The sequence below is a fragment of the Seonamhaeicola sp. ML3 genome (assembly GCF_023273855.1).
Lineage (GTDB): Bacteria > Bacteroidota > Bacteroidia > Flavobacteriales > Flavobacteriaceae > Seonamhaeicola.
In genome coordinates, this window is sequence record NZ_CP096884.1 from 374,226 (window position 1) to 391,369 (window position 17,144).

Genomic DNA, 17,144 nt, shown 5'->3' on the forward strand with positions numbered 1-17,144 from the left:
TATCTAAAAATGTTTATTTTTATACTTCAAATTTTTTAAAATGAATGAATATACTTTTACTAAAAAAGTAGGATTGTGCCTTGGCCCTATAGTTTTCATTCTTTTTAAAATAATCCCTTTTGAAATTATTTCTGAAAAAGGGGACTTGGTCCTTTCTATTGCTTTTTGGATGGTGTGCTGGTGGATTACAGAAGCTGTAGCAATTTCAGTTACGGCACTTCTTCCGCTTTTATTATTTCCACTATGCAAGATAATGCCCATGACAGATGTTGGAGCAAATTACGGTAGCCCTATTGTGTTTTTGTTCTTTGGTGGTTTTGTTTTGGCATTAGCTTTAGAAAAGGTAAACCTGCACAAAAGAATAGCATTAACTATTATAAAGAAAACAGGCAGCAGCCCCAATAAGGTCATCTTAGGTTTTATGATCGCCACAGCGTTTATGAGTATGTGGATAAGCAATACCGCTAGTACTGTTGTTATGCTACCTATAGCATTATCAGTAATCCAGCTATTAATAAATGACGAAGATGGTTTTACAAAACAAGATCAAAACTTTGCTTTAAGCGTTATGCTTGGTATAGCTTTTTCAGCCAATGCAGGTGGTATAGCTACTATTATTGGTACGCCACCAAATTCGGTTTTAATAGGTCTTTTAGAAAACGAATACAACATAGAAATATCCTTTTTAAACTGGATGTTGTTGGGTCTTCCGTTTTCAATTACTCTTGTTAGCATCATTTATTTAGTAATTGTTAAATGGTTGTTCCCTAACACAGGGTTACAATTTAGAGCTTCAGAAAACATTATAAATAATGAACTTAAAGCCTTAGGAAAAATTACAGCAAGGGAAAAGCATGTCCTTATTATATTTGGTATAACCATTTGTTTGTGGATTTTTAGATCACTTATAAACTCTATCATTCCTAGTTTAGATTTATCTGACACCATGATTAGTATTTTTGGAGCCCTGGCTCTTTTTACCGTGCCTTTTAATTTTAAAAACGGAGATTTCATACTGGTATGGAAAGACACTAAAAATCTGGCTTGGGGCATTCTAATACTGTTCGGAGGCGGATTGGCTCTAGCGAAAGGCATGTCTTCTACTGGGATTGTAGATGCTATTGCAAATACTTTAGCAAATAGTAACATTAGTATTTTGCTAATGGCTTCTCTACTAATCTTTTTAATGTTATTTATGACCGAACTTATGAGCAATGTGGCCCTAGTAGCCGTTTTAGCACCAGTTGTTGCTGGAATTGCAATAGGCTTAGAAATACCCGTACTTTATTTATTAATCCCTGTAACTATGGCAAGCAGTTGTGCTTTTATGCTCCCTATGGCAACACCGCCTAATGCTATTGTATTTGCTAGTAGTTTTATTAAAGTAAAAGACATGGCTAGAGTGGGTATTATTTTAAACCTCATTGCAGTTGTTTTACTGATTCTAGTTTTTAAATTTTTTGTGCCACTTATATTTTAAAACTATTTAAACCTTACAAATTTAGAATTATGGAAAATGTAGTTAGACACAGGAATAACTTTATCTTTTTCTAAGTGATACCATGGAGATATATCATTATTTTCAAGATTTTTAACTAAATGAACACTCTGTGCAGGTGTATTTCCTTGGAATAAGAGATATAGTTTTTCGCCTCTTGAGTTTATAATTTCATCACAAATCATTACGATATGACCTGGTGTACCACCTATAATTAACATGTCTCCTGTTTTTAGGTTTTTAACATCATTTATCTTAGGCAACTCGTGATAAAGAGATAAAGTTCCGGAATAGGTATAAATCAAATTCAGGTATTTATAAAAGTTAGATTTTGAATGATTAGCCTTTGCAGTTTTATGAAAACTCACCTTATTCCCTTTAATTTTTGGTCTGTATCCCTCTGCATATTTATTCCATGAGCAATAGTGCCCACTTGTAAAGTTAAATCCGATATCATCCTTTCTATTGTTATCCCATAGGTATTCACTTCTTACTCTAATTAAGGCATCGGCACATTGCTGTAATCCGTTCTTGGGAACAGGAATATCCAAAATACCAATATGTCCCATTTGCCAATAATATTCTGAACCATCATAATTTATGATTTTAGAACCAAAGGCTTTCAATTTATAATTCCTGAGGTATTCCTGAAATGAACCCTTGGTATATTCAACCCGTTTAAAATTCTCTGGAACACTTACCCTACTTTTGATCGTTAAACCATCTTTATTGATTAAATCAACTGGTCGTATGGATGAAACTATAGAAATAGCACTAAATCTCACTGGTTTAAATTGGTAAGCTACTAGGACTAAAAACGCTAAAATTGATAAAGTGAAAACTAATTTACGCATGTTGTGCTAACGTAAGACTAATCCCCTTGGTATACTACAAGGGTAATATTAACTTAAATTTTAGAAGCTATATTTCAAGTTTTTGTAACTTAATGAAAAATTACTTCTATGAATACCTCACAACGTTTTGAATCTGCAATTAATAAACTTTATGTTGCTTTTAACAACAATACTTTAAATCCTGAATGCTGTAAACAGTGTGCTGTGGGTAATATTTTAGATAACACCGATAGTTGGAAACACTTATCGGACAACCATGGCAGCTTTCAACTAAACTATGTTGGTAAAGTACACCAAAGTTTTGGCAGAACATTTAACGGTTATACACCTTTGGAATTACTACAGATAGAAATTACCTTTTTAAAAGCATGTGGATATCAATTACCACTTCACCACAAAAATAAGAAACCTGAAAATCCAACCGATAAGAGTGTTCTTTTTAATGGACTTTCTAAGGTTATAGAACTCCTATGCAAGTTAGACGATATTCCTAATGTTATGGACTATCAGGAGTTGTTTAATCATAAAAAAGACAAAGAATTGCAAAATGCATGAAAACAAAAACCAACTCTATATATGAGTTGGTTTTTGTTTTATATAAGATGCTAAAACAAGTTCAGCACAAGACTTGTTGTTTAAGATTTATCCTCCAAAGTCATCGAATCTAATATTCTCATCTGGGATACCAAAATCCTCTCCCATTTTCTGAACAGCCTTGTTCATTAATGGCGGTCCACAGAAATATAACTCTATATCTTCTGGCGCTTCATGATGGTTTAAATAATTATCAATAACACAATTATGGATAAAACCAACAAAACCGTCTCCTTCTGTATCATTAATGTCTTTCTTAACTTTCCAATTGTCTTCCTCTAATGGTTCAGATAAAGCTAAGAAAAATTTAAAGTTGTCGAACTTACGCTCTAGCTCATAGAAATGCTCTAGATAGAATAACTCGCGTTTAGAACGTCCACCGTACCAATACGTTACTGTTCTACCAGTTTCTAGAGTTTTAAATAAGTGATATAAGTGTGAGCGCATTGGTGCCATACCAGCTCCACCTCCAACATAAAGCATTTCAGCTTCACTTTCATTAATAAAGAACTCTCCGTATGGTCCTGAAATAGTACACTTATCACCTTTCTTTAGGTTAAAGATATAAGAGGATGCTACACCCGGATTAACATCCATCCAACCATTTTTTGCACGATCCCATGGTGGCGTAGCAATACGTACATTAAGCATAATCTCTCTACCTTCAGCAGGGTAAGAGGCCATAGAGTAAGCACGCTCTACAGTTTCTGTATTCTTCATTACTAAAGGCCATAGACCAAATTTATCCCATTCTTGTTGGAATTTATCAGGAGTTTCATGCTCCTCAGGATGTGCCGTGATATCCATATCGGAATACTTCACTTCGCATGGAGGAATTTCAATTTGAATATATCCGCCTGCCTTGTATCCCATATCTTCAGGAATCTCAACAACGAATTCTTTGATAAAAGAGGCTACATTGTAATTTCTAACAACAACTGCTTCCCACTTTTTTATACCAAATACCTCCTCAGGTATGCTGATATCCATGTCTTGCTTCACCTTCACTTGACAAGCCAAACGTGCTCCGTGTTGTAATTCCTTTCTAGTAAAATGAGGTGTTTCAGTTGGAAGTGCTTCTCCTCCACCAGAGTTTACATGACACTCACATTGAATACAAGTACCTCCACCACCACAAGCAGATGGTAAAAATATTTTCTCGTTTCCTAGAGTGGACAATAAGCTTCCTCCTGAGGGTACCTCAATTTCCTTTTCACCATTAATCTTAATCTTTACAGGACCAGATGGTGCCAATTTTTGTTTTACAAATAACAACAACCCAACTAAGATTAGTGTAATTACTAAAAAAGCTGCTACAGTTGCTACAATAGTTCCCGTTGTACTAGCTAATACTATCATGTTATTCTACTACTTTTATTGTGTTGTCGGCTATTTCCTTGCTTTCCTTTTCCTTAACCTCTTCTGCTTTAGCCGTCTTTTCTTCTTTCTTCTCGTCATCACCTCCAGTTAACATACCACCAAAACTCATAAATCCTATGGCCATTAAACCTGTAATGATAAATGTAATTCCCAGTCCTCTCAATGCTGGTGGCACATGAGAATATCTAATCTTTTCGCGAATAGCTGCAATAGCCAAAATTGCTAAGAACCAACCTATTCCTGAACCTAATCCGTAAACAGTTGCTAAGCTAATTGTAGGTATTTCACGAGACTGCATGAATAAAGACCCTCCTAAAATCGCACAGTTTACAGCTATTAAGGGTAAAAATATACCTAATGAATTATATAGTGCTGGTGCAAATTTTTCTACTATAATCTCTACTAACTGTACCATAGTTGCTATGGTTGCTATAAACATTATGAAGGAAAGAAAGCTTAAATCATAAGAAGCATAATCTTCACCTAGCCACTTACCAAGTGCACCTGGTTGTAATATATATTGATCTAACAACCAGTTTACTGGTACTGTTACTAACAATACAAAAATCACAGCAGCTCCAAGACCAACAGCTGTAGATACTTTCTTAGATACTGCCAGATAAGAACACATTCCTAAGAATGTAGCAAATACCATGTTATCTATAAATATTGATTTAAAAAATAACTCTAAATGTTCCATATTTTTTAGTTTTCAGTTAGAAGTGAGTTAGGTAAACTTTGACTGCCAACTGTTTCCTGATTAATGATCTTCTACTAATGCTTTATTTCTTGTTCGTTGTACCCATATAATTACGCCTACAACGATTAATGCCATTGGAGATAATAACATAAATCCGTTATTTTCATATCCGATAGCATATAATCCGGTTTTTTCTATTGGATCTCCTAAAACTTTAAAACCTAATAAAGTACCAGAACCTAATAACTCTCTGAAAAAACCAACAATTATCAAAATCACGCCATAGCCTAAGGCATTACCTATACCATCAAGAAATGATTTCCAAGGACCATTCCCTAAAGCAAAAGCCTCAAAACGCCCCATGATGATACAGTTGGTTATAATTAATCCAACAAACACCGAAAGTGTTTTACTTAATTCATATGCAAAAGCCTTTAGTACTTGGTCAACAATTATTACTAGTGCTGCAACTACTATTAACTGAACAATAATTCTAATTTTAGAAGGTATAATGTTTCTCATCAAAGAGATTACCACGTTACCTACACCTAAAACGAATAATACGGAAATAGACATTACTATTGAAGCTTTCAACTCAGCCGTAATAGCTAATGCTGAACAAATACCCAATACTTGAATGGTAATTGGATTATTATCTGCTAATGGATCCGTAATTAACTTAGCATCTTTTTTTGAAAGTAAACCCATGTTTATTTAAGTGTTTTGAAGTAAGGTAAGTAAAGTTTTAATTCAGATTTAATCATAGCAGAAACACCATCACCGGTTATTGTTGCTCCGGCTATTGCGTCTACTTCGTTATCTGTTTTATCCTCGTTTTTTGGATCAGCATTAGACTTAGAAGCCGTAATACCTACAAAATTACCATTGGCATCGTTTAAGTGCTCACCAATGAAATCATCCATAAAGAAACGTTGCTTAATATTTGCTCCTAAACCAGGAGTTTCACCTTTATGGTCAAAATAAGCACCTTGAACAATCAATTCTTTATCTAGTGCAACATAACCCCATATAGCATCCCAAAGACCTTTACCTCTTATTGGGGCTATATAAAAAGTTTCACCGTCTTTCTCTCCAACGAATAGAGGTAAGCGTCTCTGTTTTCCTGCTTTAGCATTCGCTTGTTCCTTTTTTACATCTATTAGGAAAGCCTCTTTATTTTCTATTGCTTTAGTGCCCTCTGTTATAACTAATTGTTTTGTGATGTATTTTTCAAACAAGTCTGGTGCCTCTTCTGTAGAAACAAAAATGGCGCTACTCTCATCGTTATCATTCACACCCATAGCGTAAAGAATATTTTTTTGTTTTTCTAAACGCTGGTTTTCAATGATATTCGGTTTTAAGGAAGAAGCTGTAAAGGCTAACAAACCACCAACTAAGAATACCATTCCTATGGCGAATATTATTGTGTATGAATTTTTATCTGTATTCATTGCCATAACTAAGCTGTTTTAACTTTTAATCGTTTCATTCTTTTCTTAACATTACCCTGAACAACATAGTGGTCAATAGTTGGTGCAAATACATTCATCAATAGTATTGCCAACATAACACCTTCAGGATAAGCTGGATTGAATACACGAATCATAATTGATATAAACCCAACAAAGAAACCGTAAATCCATTTCCCTTTATTAGTCTGTGAAGCCGTTACTGGATCTGTTGCCATGAATACCGTACCGAAGGCAAAACCACCTATTAATAAATGCTGCCAGAACGGAAGGCTTGCTAGGCCTTGGAATTTTGCTGGCATGATTCCTGCAAAACTGTTGAAGATAAGCCCCATTGCTATTGCACCTAAAACTGAAGATAACATAATTCTCCAACTTCCTACTTTTGTGAAAATCAAGAACAAACCTCCTATCAAAATCAACAAGGCAGATGTTTCTCCTACAGAACCAGGAATAAAACCATAAAACATATCTAACCAATCAAATCCGAGTACACCTTTATTTTGTGCTAATCCACCTAGTATAGTTTCTCCTGAGATGGCGTCTGGGGTACCCTCTAACAACTTTGCATCTCGAACCCATACTTTATCTCCAGACATCCAAGTAGGGTATGCGAAGAAAAGAAATGCTCTAATAGTTAAAGCAGGGTTTAGTATGTTCATTCCTGTACCACCAAATACTTCTTTACCAATTACAACACCAAATGCAACAGCTACCGCTAACATCCATAAAGGTATATCGATTGGCACAATAAGAGGCACTAACATACCTGTAACTAAATATCCCTCTTCAACTTCATGTTTCTTTATTACAGCGAATAAGAACTCAATAGCTAATCCCACTCCATAAGAAACAACTACGAGAGGTAATCCTTTAATTATCCCAATTACGAAATAGTGGAATTTCCAAAATTCAGAACTAAAGAAACTTGTTACTGGTTCTATTTCCCCTAATGCTAGATTGTGTTGATAACCTATATTAAACATTCCAAAAATAAAACATGGAAGCATAGCCATAATAACTGTATTCATGGTACGCTTTAAATCATCGGCTGCCTTTATGTGAGTCCCATTGTGAGTGGTCTCGTTCGGCAAATACAAAAAAGTATGAATAGCATTGAAAGCTGGAGCCATCTTGGTACCTTCATACTTCTTTTTTAACTTATGTAAATTCTGTTTTAAACCCATTATCCTATCTCTTTAAGCATTAAGTCCAAACCTTCTCTAATTATCTTTTGATGAGGCTGTTTAGATACACAAACAAATTCTGTTAAAGCAAAATCCTCTGGAGCCACCTCATACATTCCCAAAGCTTCCATTTCATCTAAGTCTTTATACATACAAGCCTTTAAGATTTGTAAAGGATATATGTCTAATGGGAAGACTTCTTCATATCCCCCTGTAACTACAAAAGCTCTATGCTCACCGTTTGTATTGGTATTTAAATCATATTCTTTTTTGGGGTTCAACCAAGAGAAAGTCAATGCTCTAGATGTTGAAACTTTGTTAAATACAGGCTTATTCCACCCAAAGAACTCATAGTCATCACCTTCAGGAATAATAGAAACTACGTTACTGTAGTAATCTAATTCTCCATCTGGTTTTACCTCTTTACCACTTAAAACATTTCCTGAGATTATCCTAGCATTATCACCTTTTGGTATGCCTTTGTCATATATCATAGTTGATATTTCGCTTCCTATTTTAGTTACAAAATATCTTGGTGATTCTACAGATGAACCAGCCATAGCTACAATTCTTTCAGCATTGAATTTTCCGGTTAACAGCAATTCACCAATAATAACAAGATCTTGAGCGCTTATTGTCCAAACTACCTCTCCCTTGTTTACAGGGTCGATTTTGTTAATCTGTGTACCAACATTCCCTGACGGGTGCGGCCCAGATACTTTGTGGATAGTGGCACCAGAAACACTTGCTAAAGGGGAGTTAGAATTTTGCCCTACGGAAACATGCACGCTTCCTTCGGTTAACTTTCCAAGAGCTGAAATGGCAGCTTGAAGTTCGGCTTCTTTTCCTTGAAGCGTAAAATCTAAATCTGCAGATAACGGCGCACTGGCATAAGCCGAAACAAATATAGATTTCGGAGCCTTATCAGGATTTGCTATAACGTCATAAGGACGTTGTTTTACAAACGGCCAGCAACCAGAAGCTAACAAATGTGCTTTTAGTTCATCTGTACTTGCCGATTCTAAATTAAATACACCTTGATCTAAGTAAACCTGTTTTTTGTCTGCCTGAATTTTAATGGCTAGAATTCTACGTTTTTCCCCACGGATAATTTCAACTATCTCTCCAGAAACCGGAGAAACAAATTTTAAATCTTCATTGGTCTTATCATGAAACACAGCTTCACCTGCCTTTACTTTAGATCCAACTTTTAAAATCAATTTAGGAATAACGCCATGGAAATCTTCTGGTCTAATAGTGCAGAAATTACTAACAATAGCTTTGTCTAGTGTTTTTTCTGCTGCACCTTTAAGGTTGATATCTAGACCTTTTTTAATGCGGATGTCGTTTGACATATTTTTTTCTTTGAAATTTGTTGTCTAAAAACAGGTGCAAAAATACGAATTAATAAGACAATTTTTTACCATAATACAGTAACGGTTTATTATTTATATTAATTCTAAATAACTAAAAATAGCTCAGGCATGAATTTTGTTTATCTTTACCTAAACAACAACTACTTATGACATTAAAATTTACTGGCTTTATTGTTTTTCTTTTACTAACAACTACGGTATTTGCTCAACTCGAAGAAGTACCACCGCCAGATTTTATAAAAACCATAAATTTTAAAGGCAACACCCCAGAGACTCAATTACCTGTATTAAGATTAGGAGACCCTGTAATTCTAGAATTTGATGCTTTGAATGGTAACGAAGACGACTACTACTATAAAATACAGCATTGCGATTTCGATTGGTCACCTTCTATTCTAGCAAAGACAGAGTATCTTGACGGATTCGACAATCAACGCATTAGAGATTATGAAAACTCATATAACACACTTCAAATATACTCCCATTATAGACTATCCATTCCAAACCAATTTTCAAGAAGATTAAAGAAAACAGGAAATTACATGCTAAGTATTTATAACAGCTATGATGAACTTGTTTTTTCTAGAAAATTCATGATATACGAAGAGCGATCTAATGTTGGAGTTACCATAAAAAGATCCAGAGACATAGAGTTTCTTGAAGAGAAACAGCGGGTGGAAATTACCATAGCCCCAAGAGGCATGCAACTTAATAACCCTATGCAAACCGTAAAAACCCTTGTAGTACAAAACAACAACCTCAACACAGCTATATCTAACTTAAAACCACAGTTTACAGTAGGCAATCAGCTCATTTACAGATATGATAACGAAGCTAGTTTTTGGGGTGGTAATGAATTTTTAAATTTTGAAAACAAAGATGTTCGGGCTGCTGCTAACGGTGTACAAAGTATAGACTTAAAAGACATTTATCATAATTATTTATTTACTAATATTCAAAGAAGCAACAGACCATATACCTACAATCCAGATATTAATGGTAACTACCTTATCACCAACGTGAATGAAGGAGACATTAGTATTGAATCTGATTATGTTTGGGTTCATTTTTCTTTACGCCCTAACCCTGATTTTGACACAGACACACCTGTTTTTGTTTATGGAAACTTCAATAATTACGTTATTGAGGACAGCAACAAAATGACTTATAATTCTGCTAGCAACATATATACTGGCTCTATTTTGCTCAAACAAGGGTTTTATAATTATAAGTATGTTACTTTGGAAAACGGCAGTATAAATGAAAGTATAATTAGCGGAAGTTTCTACCAAACAGAGAACAACTACAAGATTTTAGTTTATTATCGTGATTTAGCAGGTCGATATGACCGAATTATTGGCCTGGGTGAAGCTAGCTCCATTAACATCAGCAATTAAAAAAGGTATTTTAACCATTTTTTTGATTTCTGATTTTAAAAAATATTATTTTTGCACATCAAAAGTATTGAATATCAGCATAGAACATGGTACAACAAGTAACCAAAGGCATTAAAATTTCGGTGGAAACCACTTTTGAAGGGTCATTTTATAGAAACTATAAAATACAATATGCTTTTGGCTATAAAATCACCATAGAAAATCAAAGCAAAGATTCTGTACAATTACAATCACGCCATTGGGAAATCTTAGACGCCTTAAACAACGAAGAAATTGTTGATGGAGAAGGTGTTATCGGGAAAAAACCGGTTTTAAAGCCTGGCGAATCACACACCTATAATTCAGGTTGCCTACTCGCGTCTCCTTTTGGAGCCATGCAAGGCTATTACACCATGGTAAATTTCACCACAACCAAGAAGTTTCAAGTAGACATTCCAACATTCAAGCTCAGCGCTCCTTTTGCTGTTAACTAAAAAGCAATTTTATCAAACCTAAAAATTGCCCCATTCTGTTTTACATGGAAAAATTTGCAGTTGGAGTAATGTACAAACTCATAGCTTTCTTGATACACAAAGTTGTCATCTTCTACTTTAAAAATGGCATCAACATCAATATTTCCATAAGGTGAGAGTCTCCTAAAACGATACTCCATATTATTATCTGTTTGATGCAATTCAAACCAAGCTCCAGCAGCAATTCCAGAGAGCCATTGTCCGTTTTCATGAACCTCATCATTTGGCTTCGGCTTTAAAGTCCCAAAAAGATTGACCTTATGGTCTTTAAGTTTATCTAAAAAACAACGGATGTTTTCACTTCTTTGGGAACCAGTGAATTCTGAAATCACTCCCGATTCAGAAACTTCATAAACTTTATTTTGAGTATCAGCTAAAACCACATTACCAACTGTACTTGGCGTAAACCATTTTGATTTCACGAGCCGTTTTTTAATGACAGTATCGGTTAGACCGGCAATCAAACTATCGGTAACAAACCGGGCACAGTTACAAGCATCTTTTATAAAGGCAGCATATCTTATAAAATGTTTATCCTGCATTTGAGAAATATGTACTCTAGCCTTTTTGTAATCTATCGCATTGCAAACCGAAGCTACCAATTTACCTTCACCATGTGTTAATTTTGGATGGGTTCCTAAAAACTCTAAAATCTCATCTAGGTTTTTTATTTCATTATTTTCAATTTCGGCTTTTAAAGGAAAGTCCAATTCATTATCTGTATTGCGACCACGAACACGCCCTGTTGGTTCTGGTGTAATGTATCTGCCAAAGTCATGGTATTCCAGAACACCGGTTTCTTTATTTATCAACACTAAAGCAGCGTGACCAGCCCTTAAATAATCCTTTTTGCCTATGCCTATATACCTCAAAAAAGGTGAATACCACTCATCGGCCACCATAACAATGGTCTCCGGATAAGCCAAGGTTAAAATGATTCCGGTATTATTCATTAACTATCTGAGGTAATCTAAAAATCTTATTGGTAACAGTTCCATCTTGTAGGTTTTCGTAAGACATAATAAGGTTACCTCCCTGTTTTTCTACTTGGGTAATACTAGTCGTCTTTACAAAACCTCGATCCATAAGAACACCATAATCTAAATTTTTACCAGCTCCCTCTTTATGGAAAGCCATTAAAGACTGAGGGGTCAAGTCATTCTCGGCTTTAAAATCTTTAAACCACTGCTGCCGTTCAATCTTCATTTCCTCATCATATAATGTTGAAGATGACCATAGCTTAGATTCTAAGGGCAATTCAGCAATATGTTTTTTATTTCCATCCCAAACCAATTCAATAAATTTCAATTGGATATTCCAGTCAGCTATTACAATAGTAAAGGGTTCAACATCTTCTAAATCATAAGTTTTGATAAAAGAAAAAACATCATCGGCAACCATAAAATCCTTAGCTACTATACCTCTACTTTTCCTGTATTCTGCCTTTCTTTCGTGAATGATAAATCCGCCATTAAGCACACACACCAATCTATTTTTTTCACTAACACCAATCCAGGTACCACCAGACAATTCATCTTTGGGAAATAACGTCTTTACACCTTCGACATCATAAAACTCAGGAGATAAGGATTTCCTATTGGGCGCCTCATCTCTATTAGAGGTTAACACAAAACCATTATTATCTATAGGGCTAATTGTTACAGTACACATGCAGAATGTAGTCTAAATACAAAGTGCCAACTTACAAAAAAAACATAATTAGAGGAAACTCCTCTTAATAAGAATAGAACACCATTACTTCTAAATAATGAATTATTGTTAATTTTAATAAAAGACTTGTATTCTAAAACACAACTAACCAAAAAAGGAAAAAATTAACGCTATTTTAGAAGTTTAATAAGCAAATAATAATTTTAATATTCTTAGATTTGCATCATATTTACTGAATATTTTTTAACGAAAACACACAAATCATGGGAAAAGGCTTTTTTAATGTACCAATTGCGGTTAACGAACCCGTAAAAGGTTATGCTCCAGGATCACCTGAACGCGAAGAAGTTTTAAACACCTATAAAGACATGTTTAACAGTAAAGTTGATGTGCCTTTATTTATTAATGGTCAATATGTTAAAACCGGTAATACAAGAACCATGTCACCACCCCATGACCATAAACATATTGTTGGGACCTATCATTTAGCTGAACCATCTCATATTGATGACGCCATTACCACCGCTCTTGAAGCCAGAAAAACTTGGGCTCAAACCCCATGGGAGCAGCGTGCAGCTATATTCTTGAAAGCCGCTGAACTAGTTGCAGGACCATACAGAGCCAAAATCAATGCCGCTACCATGATTGCGCAATCTAAAACCATTCACCAAGCAGAAATTGATGCGGCTTGTGAGTTCACAGATTTCCTCCGTTTCAATGTTCAGTTTATGACAGATATCTACACAGAACAACCAGAAAGTACAAACGATTCTTGGAATAGAATAGAATACAGACCATTAGAAGGATTCACATATGCGGTAACGCCTTTTAATTTTACAGCTATCGCCGGTAATTTACCTGCTTGTATGGCTTTAATGGGGAATGTAGTAGTTTGGAAACCAAGTGACAGCCAAGTCTATTCTGCTAAAGTCATCATGGATATTTTTGAGGAGGCAGGTGTACCTCCAGGTGTTATTAATGTGGTTTTTGGAGACCCAGTAATGATAACAAACACTGTTTTAGCCAGCCCTGATTTTTCAGGATTGCACTTTACAGGCTCTACATTTATTTTTAAAGAACTTTGGAAACAGATAGGCGCCAATATCCACAATTACAAAACATATCCGAGAATAGTGGGAGAAACTGGCGGTAAGGATTTTATCATAGCACACAAATCGGCCAATCCTAAGCAAGTTTCCACCGCCATTACTCGTGGGGCTTTTGAATTTCAGGGGCAAAAGTGTAGTGCAGCCTCCAGAGTTTATATTCATGAAAGCATCTGGGTAGAAGTAAAAGAAAACCTAATTACCGATATTAATTCATTTAAAATGGGTTCACCTGAAGACATGAACAATTTTATAACAGCGGTAATCCATGAAGGTTCTTTTGATAAATTGGCCAAATACATTGACCAAGCGAAAGAAGACACTGAAGTTGAAGTCATCGCTGGTGGTAATTACGATAAAAGTAAAGGCTATTTTATTGAGCCGACTGTTTTATTAACAAAGGACCCTAAATACACCACCATGTGTACAGAATTATTTGGTCCAGTGGTTACAATATATGTCTATGAAGATGATGCCTATACCGAAACTTTAAAACTTGTTGACAGCACCAGCGATTACGCATTAACCGGAGCTGTTATTTCAACAGACAGATATGCTATTGTTGAGGCCACAGATATTCTTCAAAATAGTGCTGGTAATTTTTATATAAACGATAAACCAACTGGGGCTGTTGTTGGCCAACAACCATTTGGAGGCGCTAGAGCATCTGGAACAAATGATAAAGCAGGAAGTCCTCAAAACTTATTACGCTGGGTATCACCTAGGTTAATTAAGGAAACTTTTGTTACCCCTACTGATTATAGATATCCGTTTTTAGGAGAGTAGTTTTTATTCAACATAAATAATCATAAAGCCCTATCAAAATTTCGATAGGGCTTACTTTTTCAGTATCAATTCAAATCTTCTTAACTTAGTAAACAAACCTTTCTTGATAAACATGAAAAGACATTTATTCATTTTAGCTTTATCCCTTTTCTTTTACAATTTCAGTTTTTCCCAATGGACCAACAGATATCCCAAAGTTGATGGCTTTGGACATCATGTATATCTAGAAGGTTATGAACTTCCAATTTTAAATTCGGGACCAACCTACCCAGCACCTTCCCCTACCAAAAACCAAGTTGTTTTTTCGGCTAAAGGCTGGCTATGGCTCATGGACTTAAATAGCTTGGAAGCAAAAAGAATAACCTATTCACCTGATATTGACTCAAGCCCTAACTGGTCTCCAGATGGTAATCAGATTGTCTTTGTTAGAGACAATAGTAGCGACACAAAAATTGTTATCTTAGATTTAGCCTCTAAGACCGAAACTACTATTGTAAATGCCAAAGCCTTAGACCTTGACCCCATATACTCAAAAGATGGTAAACATATTTATTACGCTTCAGCAGAAAACGGGTCACTCGATATTTGGAAAGTCAACATATCCACCAAAGAAAAGCAAGTCATCACTAACTCAAAAAACTTAGAACGCCTTCCCATTTCTTTTAACTCTGAAGAAAGTTTAATATATCTCAAAAAAATGGGGTTTTCTTATGATTCAATTGAACTATTCGATACTGCCCAAAATACGTCACAACCCTTGGCCGAAGAGAATTTTATGTCTCAAACATCATTTTCACTTTCACCAGACAATAGAACATTAGTCTATACTTGGCCCAAAGACGACAATTATGAATTAAGGTTACTAGATATTCAAATACCAAAAAGCACTTTACTCTTAACCAAAAGTAACAACCTACCAATAAACCCTAAATTCAGCTATGACGGAAAGTGGATTTATTATTCTGAATTCAATCAAAATGAGAGGTCAAAATTAAAACGTATAAACGTAAATGGTGGCAAATCTGAAACCTTAAATCCAAAAACATGGGATTGGAATTCTCCGACTGGTAAACTAAAGATTATAAGTCGAGTTGATAACGTAAAAGCTCCAGTAAGATTGAATGTTAAGGATATAAACGGACATCCAATAATTCCATGGTCAGGCATTATTCATTCTGATGGACAGAACGGCATGGTCTTCTTCTACTCGCCCGGAGAAATTGAAATTGAAGCACCACTTGGTGAAATTACTATAACCGGAGTTCAAGGATTCACTACAATAAAAACTGAGCAGAAAGTGAATCTTAGAAAAGATTCTCAAACCACCACCGTGAATCTATCCAAAATTTGGGATGCCAATGCTAATGGTTGGTATTCTGGGGATAACCATTTTCATTTAAATTACGGAGGCACCAACCAATTAGACCCAGATGATATTGTATTGGATTTGAAAGCAGAAGATTTAGATGTTGCCTTTCCTCTTTTGGCAAACCTTGGGCAACGGTTCTTGGAACAAGACCTTTGGGATTGGAATAGAAAAGAACCTCCATTCATCCAATTTGGGCAAGAAGTACGTTCTCATTTTCTGGGGCATTTAGGTTTATTGGGAACTAAAAAACTTTATTGGCCTTGGGTTTGGGGACCTTATTATGACATTTATGGCCGTGACGACAGGTTAAATGCAGAACCCTTAAGATTTGCCCGAAGTCAAAATGCCATTGGAGGCTATGTACATCCTGTTAGCGTAAGAAACCCATTTGATGAAAAAGGCTCCAGACGCATCCCCATAGAACTTATAGCAGATTGTGTTTTAGGCGAAGCCGATGTTATAGAAATTGGTTGTCTATGGTCTGATGAAATAGGCACGGCTTCTTTATGGCATCAAATTCTAAATATTGGTGTTCCCTTAACAATTTCAGCGGGTAGCGATGTGATGAATGACCTATATAGAACCATGGCTATTGGAGCTTCAAGGGTTTATGTTAAACCTGAAGGAGAATTAAGCATAGACTCATATTTGGAAGCTCTAAAAAAAGGACAAAGCTTTGTATCTACAGGACCTTTAATAGAATTTCAAGTTGATGGAAACAATCCTGGAGACATTGTAAAATCTGAAAAAAGAAAAACTAAATGGTCCCTAAATATTCATTCGGTTGTTGCCTATGAGAAAGTTGAAATTTTCGTGAACGGGAAAGTTATTTGGAGCAAAAAAGGAAGCGAAAAACCAGGAACAAAAACCTATAAAGGTTCCATTGATATACCTTCTGGTGGTTGGGTTACAGCTAGAGCATCTGGAGGGACTGTAGAATGGCCCTTAATGGACAGCTATCCCTATGCCGAAACCAGCCCTATTTGGTTTGACAAAATAGGCAGTACCCACCCAGAAAGCAAAGTATTGGCCGCAAAAGAATTATTAAAACTTCTAGATGTTTCTGAAGAACGTTTAAAAAAAGGGTATGGTTCAAACCCTATACCCCAATTGGAGTCGCATTTTAATAAAGCAAAAAATCACTTGATAGAGCTATCTAAAACGGAATAAAATATCTTTATCGAATGACTCTATTTTTATTTTAAAAATTAAGTATCTTTCGGTTAAAAATTGCGGCATGTTATT

15 protein-coding genes are annotated in these 17,144 nt (G+C 35.4%); 6 read left to right on the forward strand and 9 right to left on the reverse strand.

All coding sequences use genetic code 11. From position 1 onward, the window contains the following. Nucleotides 1–40 precede the first annotated feature (40 nt). The gene (locus M0214_RS01750) at nucleotides 41–1,480 is read left to right on the forward strand and encodes a DASS family sodium-coupled anion symporter (RefSeq protein WP_248723760.1); all 1,440 of its coding nucleotides are present in this window, start codon (nucleotides 41–43) and stop codon (nucleotides 1,478–1,480) included. A gap of 2 nt (nucleotides 1,481–1,482) precedes the next feature. Here the strand turns inward: M0214_RS01750 and M0214_RS01755 are convergent, their stop codons facing one another. Then, entirely contained in the window at nucleotides 1,483–2,352 is an 870-nt protein-coding gene (locus M0214_RS01755; RefSeq protein ID WP_248723761.1) for a DUF4846 domain-containing protein, read from the reverse strand. A 108-nt stretch (nucleotides 2,353–2,460) separates the two neighbouring features. On the opposite strand from M0214_RS01755, the gene M0214_RS01760 reads away from it, so the two are divergent. Further along, entirely contained in the window at nucleotides 2,461–2,907 is a 447-nt protein-coding gene (locus tag M0214_RS01760) for a Na(+)-translocating NADH-quinone reductase subunit F (protein ID WP_248723762.1), read from the forward strand. 87 nt (nucleotides 2,908–2,994) lie between these two features. On the opposite strand, the gene nqrF is transcribed toward M0214_RS01760, so the two are convergent. Genes nqrF through M0214_RS01790 form a run of 6 tightly spaced genes read right to left on the reverse strand, consistent with a single transcriptional unit; the run spans nucleotide 2,995 to nucleotide 9,037 of the window. Continuing rightward, nucleotides 2,995–4,305: an NADH:ubiquinone reductase (Na(+)-transporting) subunit F gene (gene nqrF, locus M0214_RS01765; RefSeq protein WP_248723763.1), complete on the reverse strand. Its 1,311-nt coding sequence runs from the start codon at nucleotides 4,303–4,305 to the stop codon at nucleotides 2,995–2,997. A gap of 1 nt (nucleotide 4,306) precedes the next feature. Then, on the reverse strand, nucleotides 4,307–5,026 hold the full coding sequence (gene nqrE, locus M0214_RS01770) for an NADH:ubiquinone reductase (Na(+)-transporting) subunit E (RefSeq protein ID WP_248723764.1): 720 nt from the start codon (nucleotides 5,024–5,026) through the stop codon (nucleotides 4,307–4,309). Nucleotides 5,027–5,086: 60 nt separating this feature from the next. Continuing rightward, nucleotides 5,087–5,734: an NADH:ubiquinone reductase (Na(+)-transporting) subunit D gene (locus M0214_RS01775; protein ID WP_248723765.1), complete on the reverse strand. Its 648-nt coding sequence runs from the start codon at nucleotides 5,732–5,734 to the stop codon at nucleotides 5,087–5,089. 2 nt (nucleotides 5,735–5,736) lie between these two features. Beyond that, nucleotides 5,737–6,483, reverse strand: coding sequence for a Na(+)-translocating NADH-quinone reductase subunit C (locus M0214_RS01780; protein WP_248723766.1), 747 nt, complete (start codon nucleotides 6,481–6,483; stop codon nucleotides 5,737–5,739). Nucleotides 6,484–6,485: 2 nt separating this feature from the next. After that, a complete protein-coding gene (locus M0214_RS01785) occupies nucleotides 6,486–7,682 on the reverse strand; it encodes an NADH:ubiquinone reductase (Na(+)-transporting) subunit B (RefSeq protein ID WP_248723767.1) in 1,197 nt (398 codons plus the stop codon). After that, nucleotides 7,682–9,037 carry a Na(+)-translocating NADH-quinone reductase subunit A gene (locus M0214_RS01790; RefSeq protein WP_248723768.1) on the reverse strand — a complete coding sequence of 452 codons (1,356 nt, stop codon included), beginning with the start codon at nucleotides 9,035–9,037 and terminating at the stop codon, nucleotides 7,682–7,684. The genes M0214_RS01785 and M0214_RS01790 overlap by 1 nt, the downstream gene beginning before the upstream one ends. Before the next feature lie 167 nt (nucleotides 9,038–9,204). Here M0214_RS01790 and M0214_RS01795 point away from each other — a divergent pair, with 167 nt between their 5' ends. Next, the gene (locus tag M0214_RS01795) at nucleotides 9,205–10,455 is read left to right on the forward strand and encodes a DUF5103 domain-containing protein (protein ID WP_248723769.1); all 1,251 of its coding nucleotides are present in this window, start codon (nucleotides 9,205–9,207) and stop codon (nucleotides 10,453–10,455) included. 86 nt (nucleotides 10,456–10,541) lie between these two features. Beyond that, nucleotides 10,542–10,928 carry a Co2+/Mg2+ efflux protein ApaG gene (gene apaG / locus M0214_RS01800; protein WP_248723770.1) on the forward strand — a complete coding sequence of 129 codons (387 nt, stop codon included), beginning with the start codon at nucleotides 10,542–10,544 and terminating at the stop codon, nucleotides 10,926–10,928. On the opposite strand, the gene M0214_RS01805 is transcribed toward apaG, so the two are convergent. Both M0214_RS01805 and M0214_RS01810 read right to left on the reverse strand, forming a co-directional pair. After that, nucleotides 10,925–11,920 (reverse strand): DUF6695 family protein, encoded by a 996-nt coding sequence (locus M0214_RS01805; protein ID WP_248723771.1) that lies wholly within the window; start codon nucleotides 11,918–11,920, stop codon nucleotides 10,925–10,927. The genes apaG and M0214_RS01805 overlap by 4 nt on opposite strands. Then, nucleotides 11,913–12,638 carry an NRDE family protein gene (locus M0214_RS01810; RefSeq protein WP_248723772.1) on the reverse strand — a complete coding sequence of 242 codons (726 nt, stop codon included), beginning with the start codon at nucleotides 12,636–12,638 and terminating at the stop codon, nucleotides 11,913–11,915. The genes M0214_RS01805 and M0214_RS01810 overlap by 8 nt, the downstream gene beginning before the upstream one ends. A gap of 263 nt (nucleotides 12,639–12,901) precedes the next feature. On the opposite strand from M0214_RS01810, the gene pruA reads away from it, so the two are divergent. Both pruA and M0214_RS01820 read left to right on the forward strand, forming a co-directional pair. Next, nucleotides 12,902–14,530 (forward strand): L-glutamate gamma-semialdehyde dehydrogenase, encoded by a 1,629-nt coding sequence (gene pruA / locus M0214_RS01815; protein ID WP_248723773.1) that lies wholly within the window; start codon nucleotides 12,902–12,904, stop codon nucleotides 14,528–14,530. Between the two features lie 112 nt (nucleotides 14,531–14,642). Further along, complete coding sequence (locus tag M0214_RS01820) at nucleotides 14,643–17,069, forward strand: CehA/McbA family metallohydrolase (RefSeq protein ID WP_248723774.1); 2,427 nt, start codon at nucleotides 14,643–14,645, stop codon at nucleotides 17,067–17,069. The last annotated feature ends 75 nt before the right edge of the window (nucleotides 17,070–17,144 follow it).

What these genes read in the sequence shown, in the direction of transcription:
- M0214_RS01750 (WP_248723760.1), top strand. Translation starts at nt 41, where the DNA reads ATGAATGAATATACTTTTACTAAAAAAGTAGGATTGTGCCTTGGCCCT.
- M0214_RS01755 (WP_248723761.1), bottom strand. Translation starts at nt 2,352, where the DNA reads ATGCGTAAATTAGTTTTCACTTTATCAATTTTAGCGTTTTTAGTCCTA.
- M0214_RS01760 (WP_248723762.1), top strand. Translation starts at nt 2,461, where the DNA reads ATGAATACCTCACAACGTTTTGAATCTGCAATTAATAAACTTTATGTT.
- nqrF (WP_248723763.1), bottom strand. Translation starts at nt 4,305, where the DNA reads ATGATAGTATTAGCTAGTACAACGGGAACTATTGTAGCAACTGTAGCA.
- nqrE (WP_248723764.1), bottom strand. Translation starts at nt 5,026, where the DNA reads ATGGAACATTTAGAGTTATTTTTTAAATCAATATTTATAGATAACATG.
- M0214_RS01775 (WP_248723765.1), bottom strand. Translation starts at nt 5,734, where the DNA reads ATGGGTTTACTTTCAAAAAAAGATGCTAAGTTAATTACGGATCCATTA.
- M0214_RS01780 (WP_248723766.1), bottom strand. Translation starts at nt 6,483, where the DNA reads ATGGCAATGAATACAGATAAAAATTCATACACAATAATATTCGCCATA.
- M0214_RS01785 (WP_248723767.1), bottom strand. Translation starts at nt 7,682, where the DNA reads ATGGGTTTAAAACAGAATTTACATAAGTTAAAAAAGAAGTATGAAGGT.
- M0214_RS01790 (WP_248723768.1), bottom strand. Translation starts at nt 9,037, where the DNA reads ATGTCAAACGACATCCGCATTAAAAAAGGTCTAGATATCAACCTTAAA.
- M0214_RS01795 (WP_248723769.1), top strand. Translation starts at nt 9,205, where the DNA reads ATGACATTAAAATTTACTGGCTTTATTGTTTTTCTTTTACTAACAACT.
- apaG (WP_248723770.1), top strand. Translation starts at nt 10,542, where the DNA reads ATGGTACAACAAGTAACCAAAGGCATTAAAATTTCGGTGGAAACCACT.
- M0214_RS01805 (WP_248723771.1), bottom strand. Translation starts at nt 11,920, where the DNA reads ATGAATAATACCGGAATCATTTTAACCTTGGCTTATCCGGAGACCATT.
- M0214_RS01810 (WP_248723772.1), bottom strand. Translation starts at nt 12,638, where the DNA reads ATGTGTACTGTAACAATTAGCCCTATAGATAATAATGGTTTTGTGTTA.
- pruA (WP_248723773.1), top strand. Translation starts at nt 12,902, where the DNA reads ATGGGAAAAGGCTTTTTTAATGTACCAATTGCGGTTAACGAACCCGTA.
- M0214_RS01820 (WP_248723774.1), top strand. Translation starts at nt 14,643, where the DNA reads ATGAAAAGACATTTATTCATTTTAGCTTTATCCCTTTTCTTTTACAAT.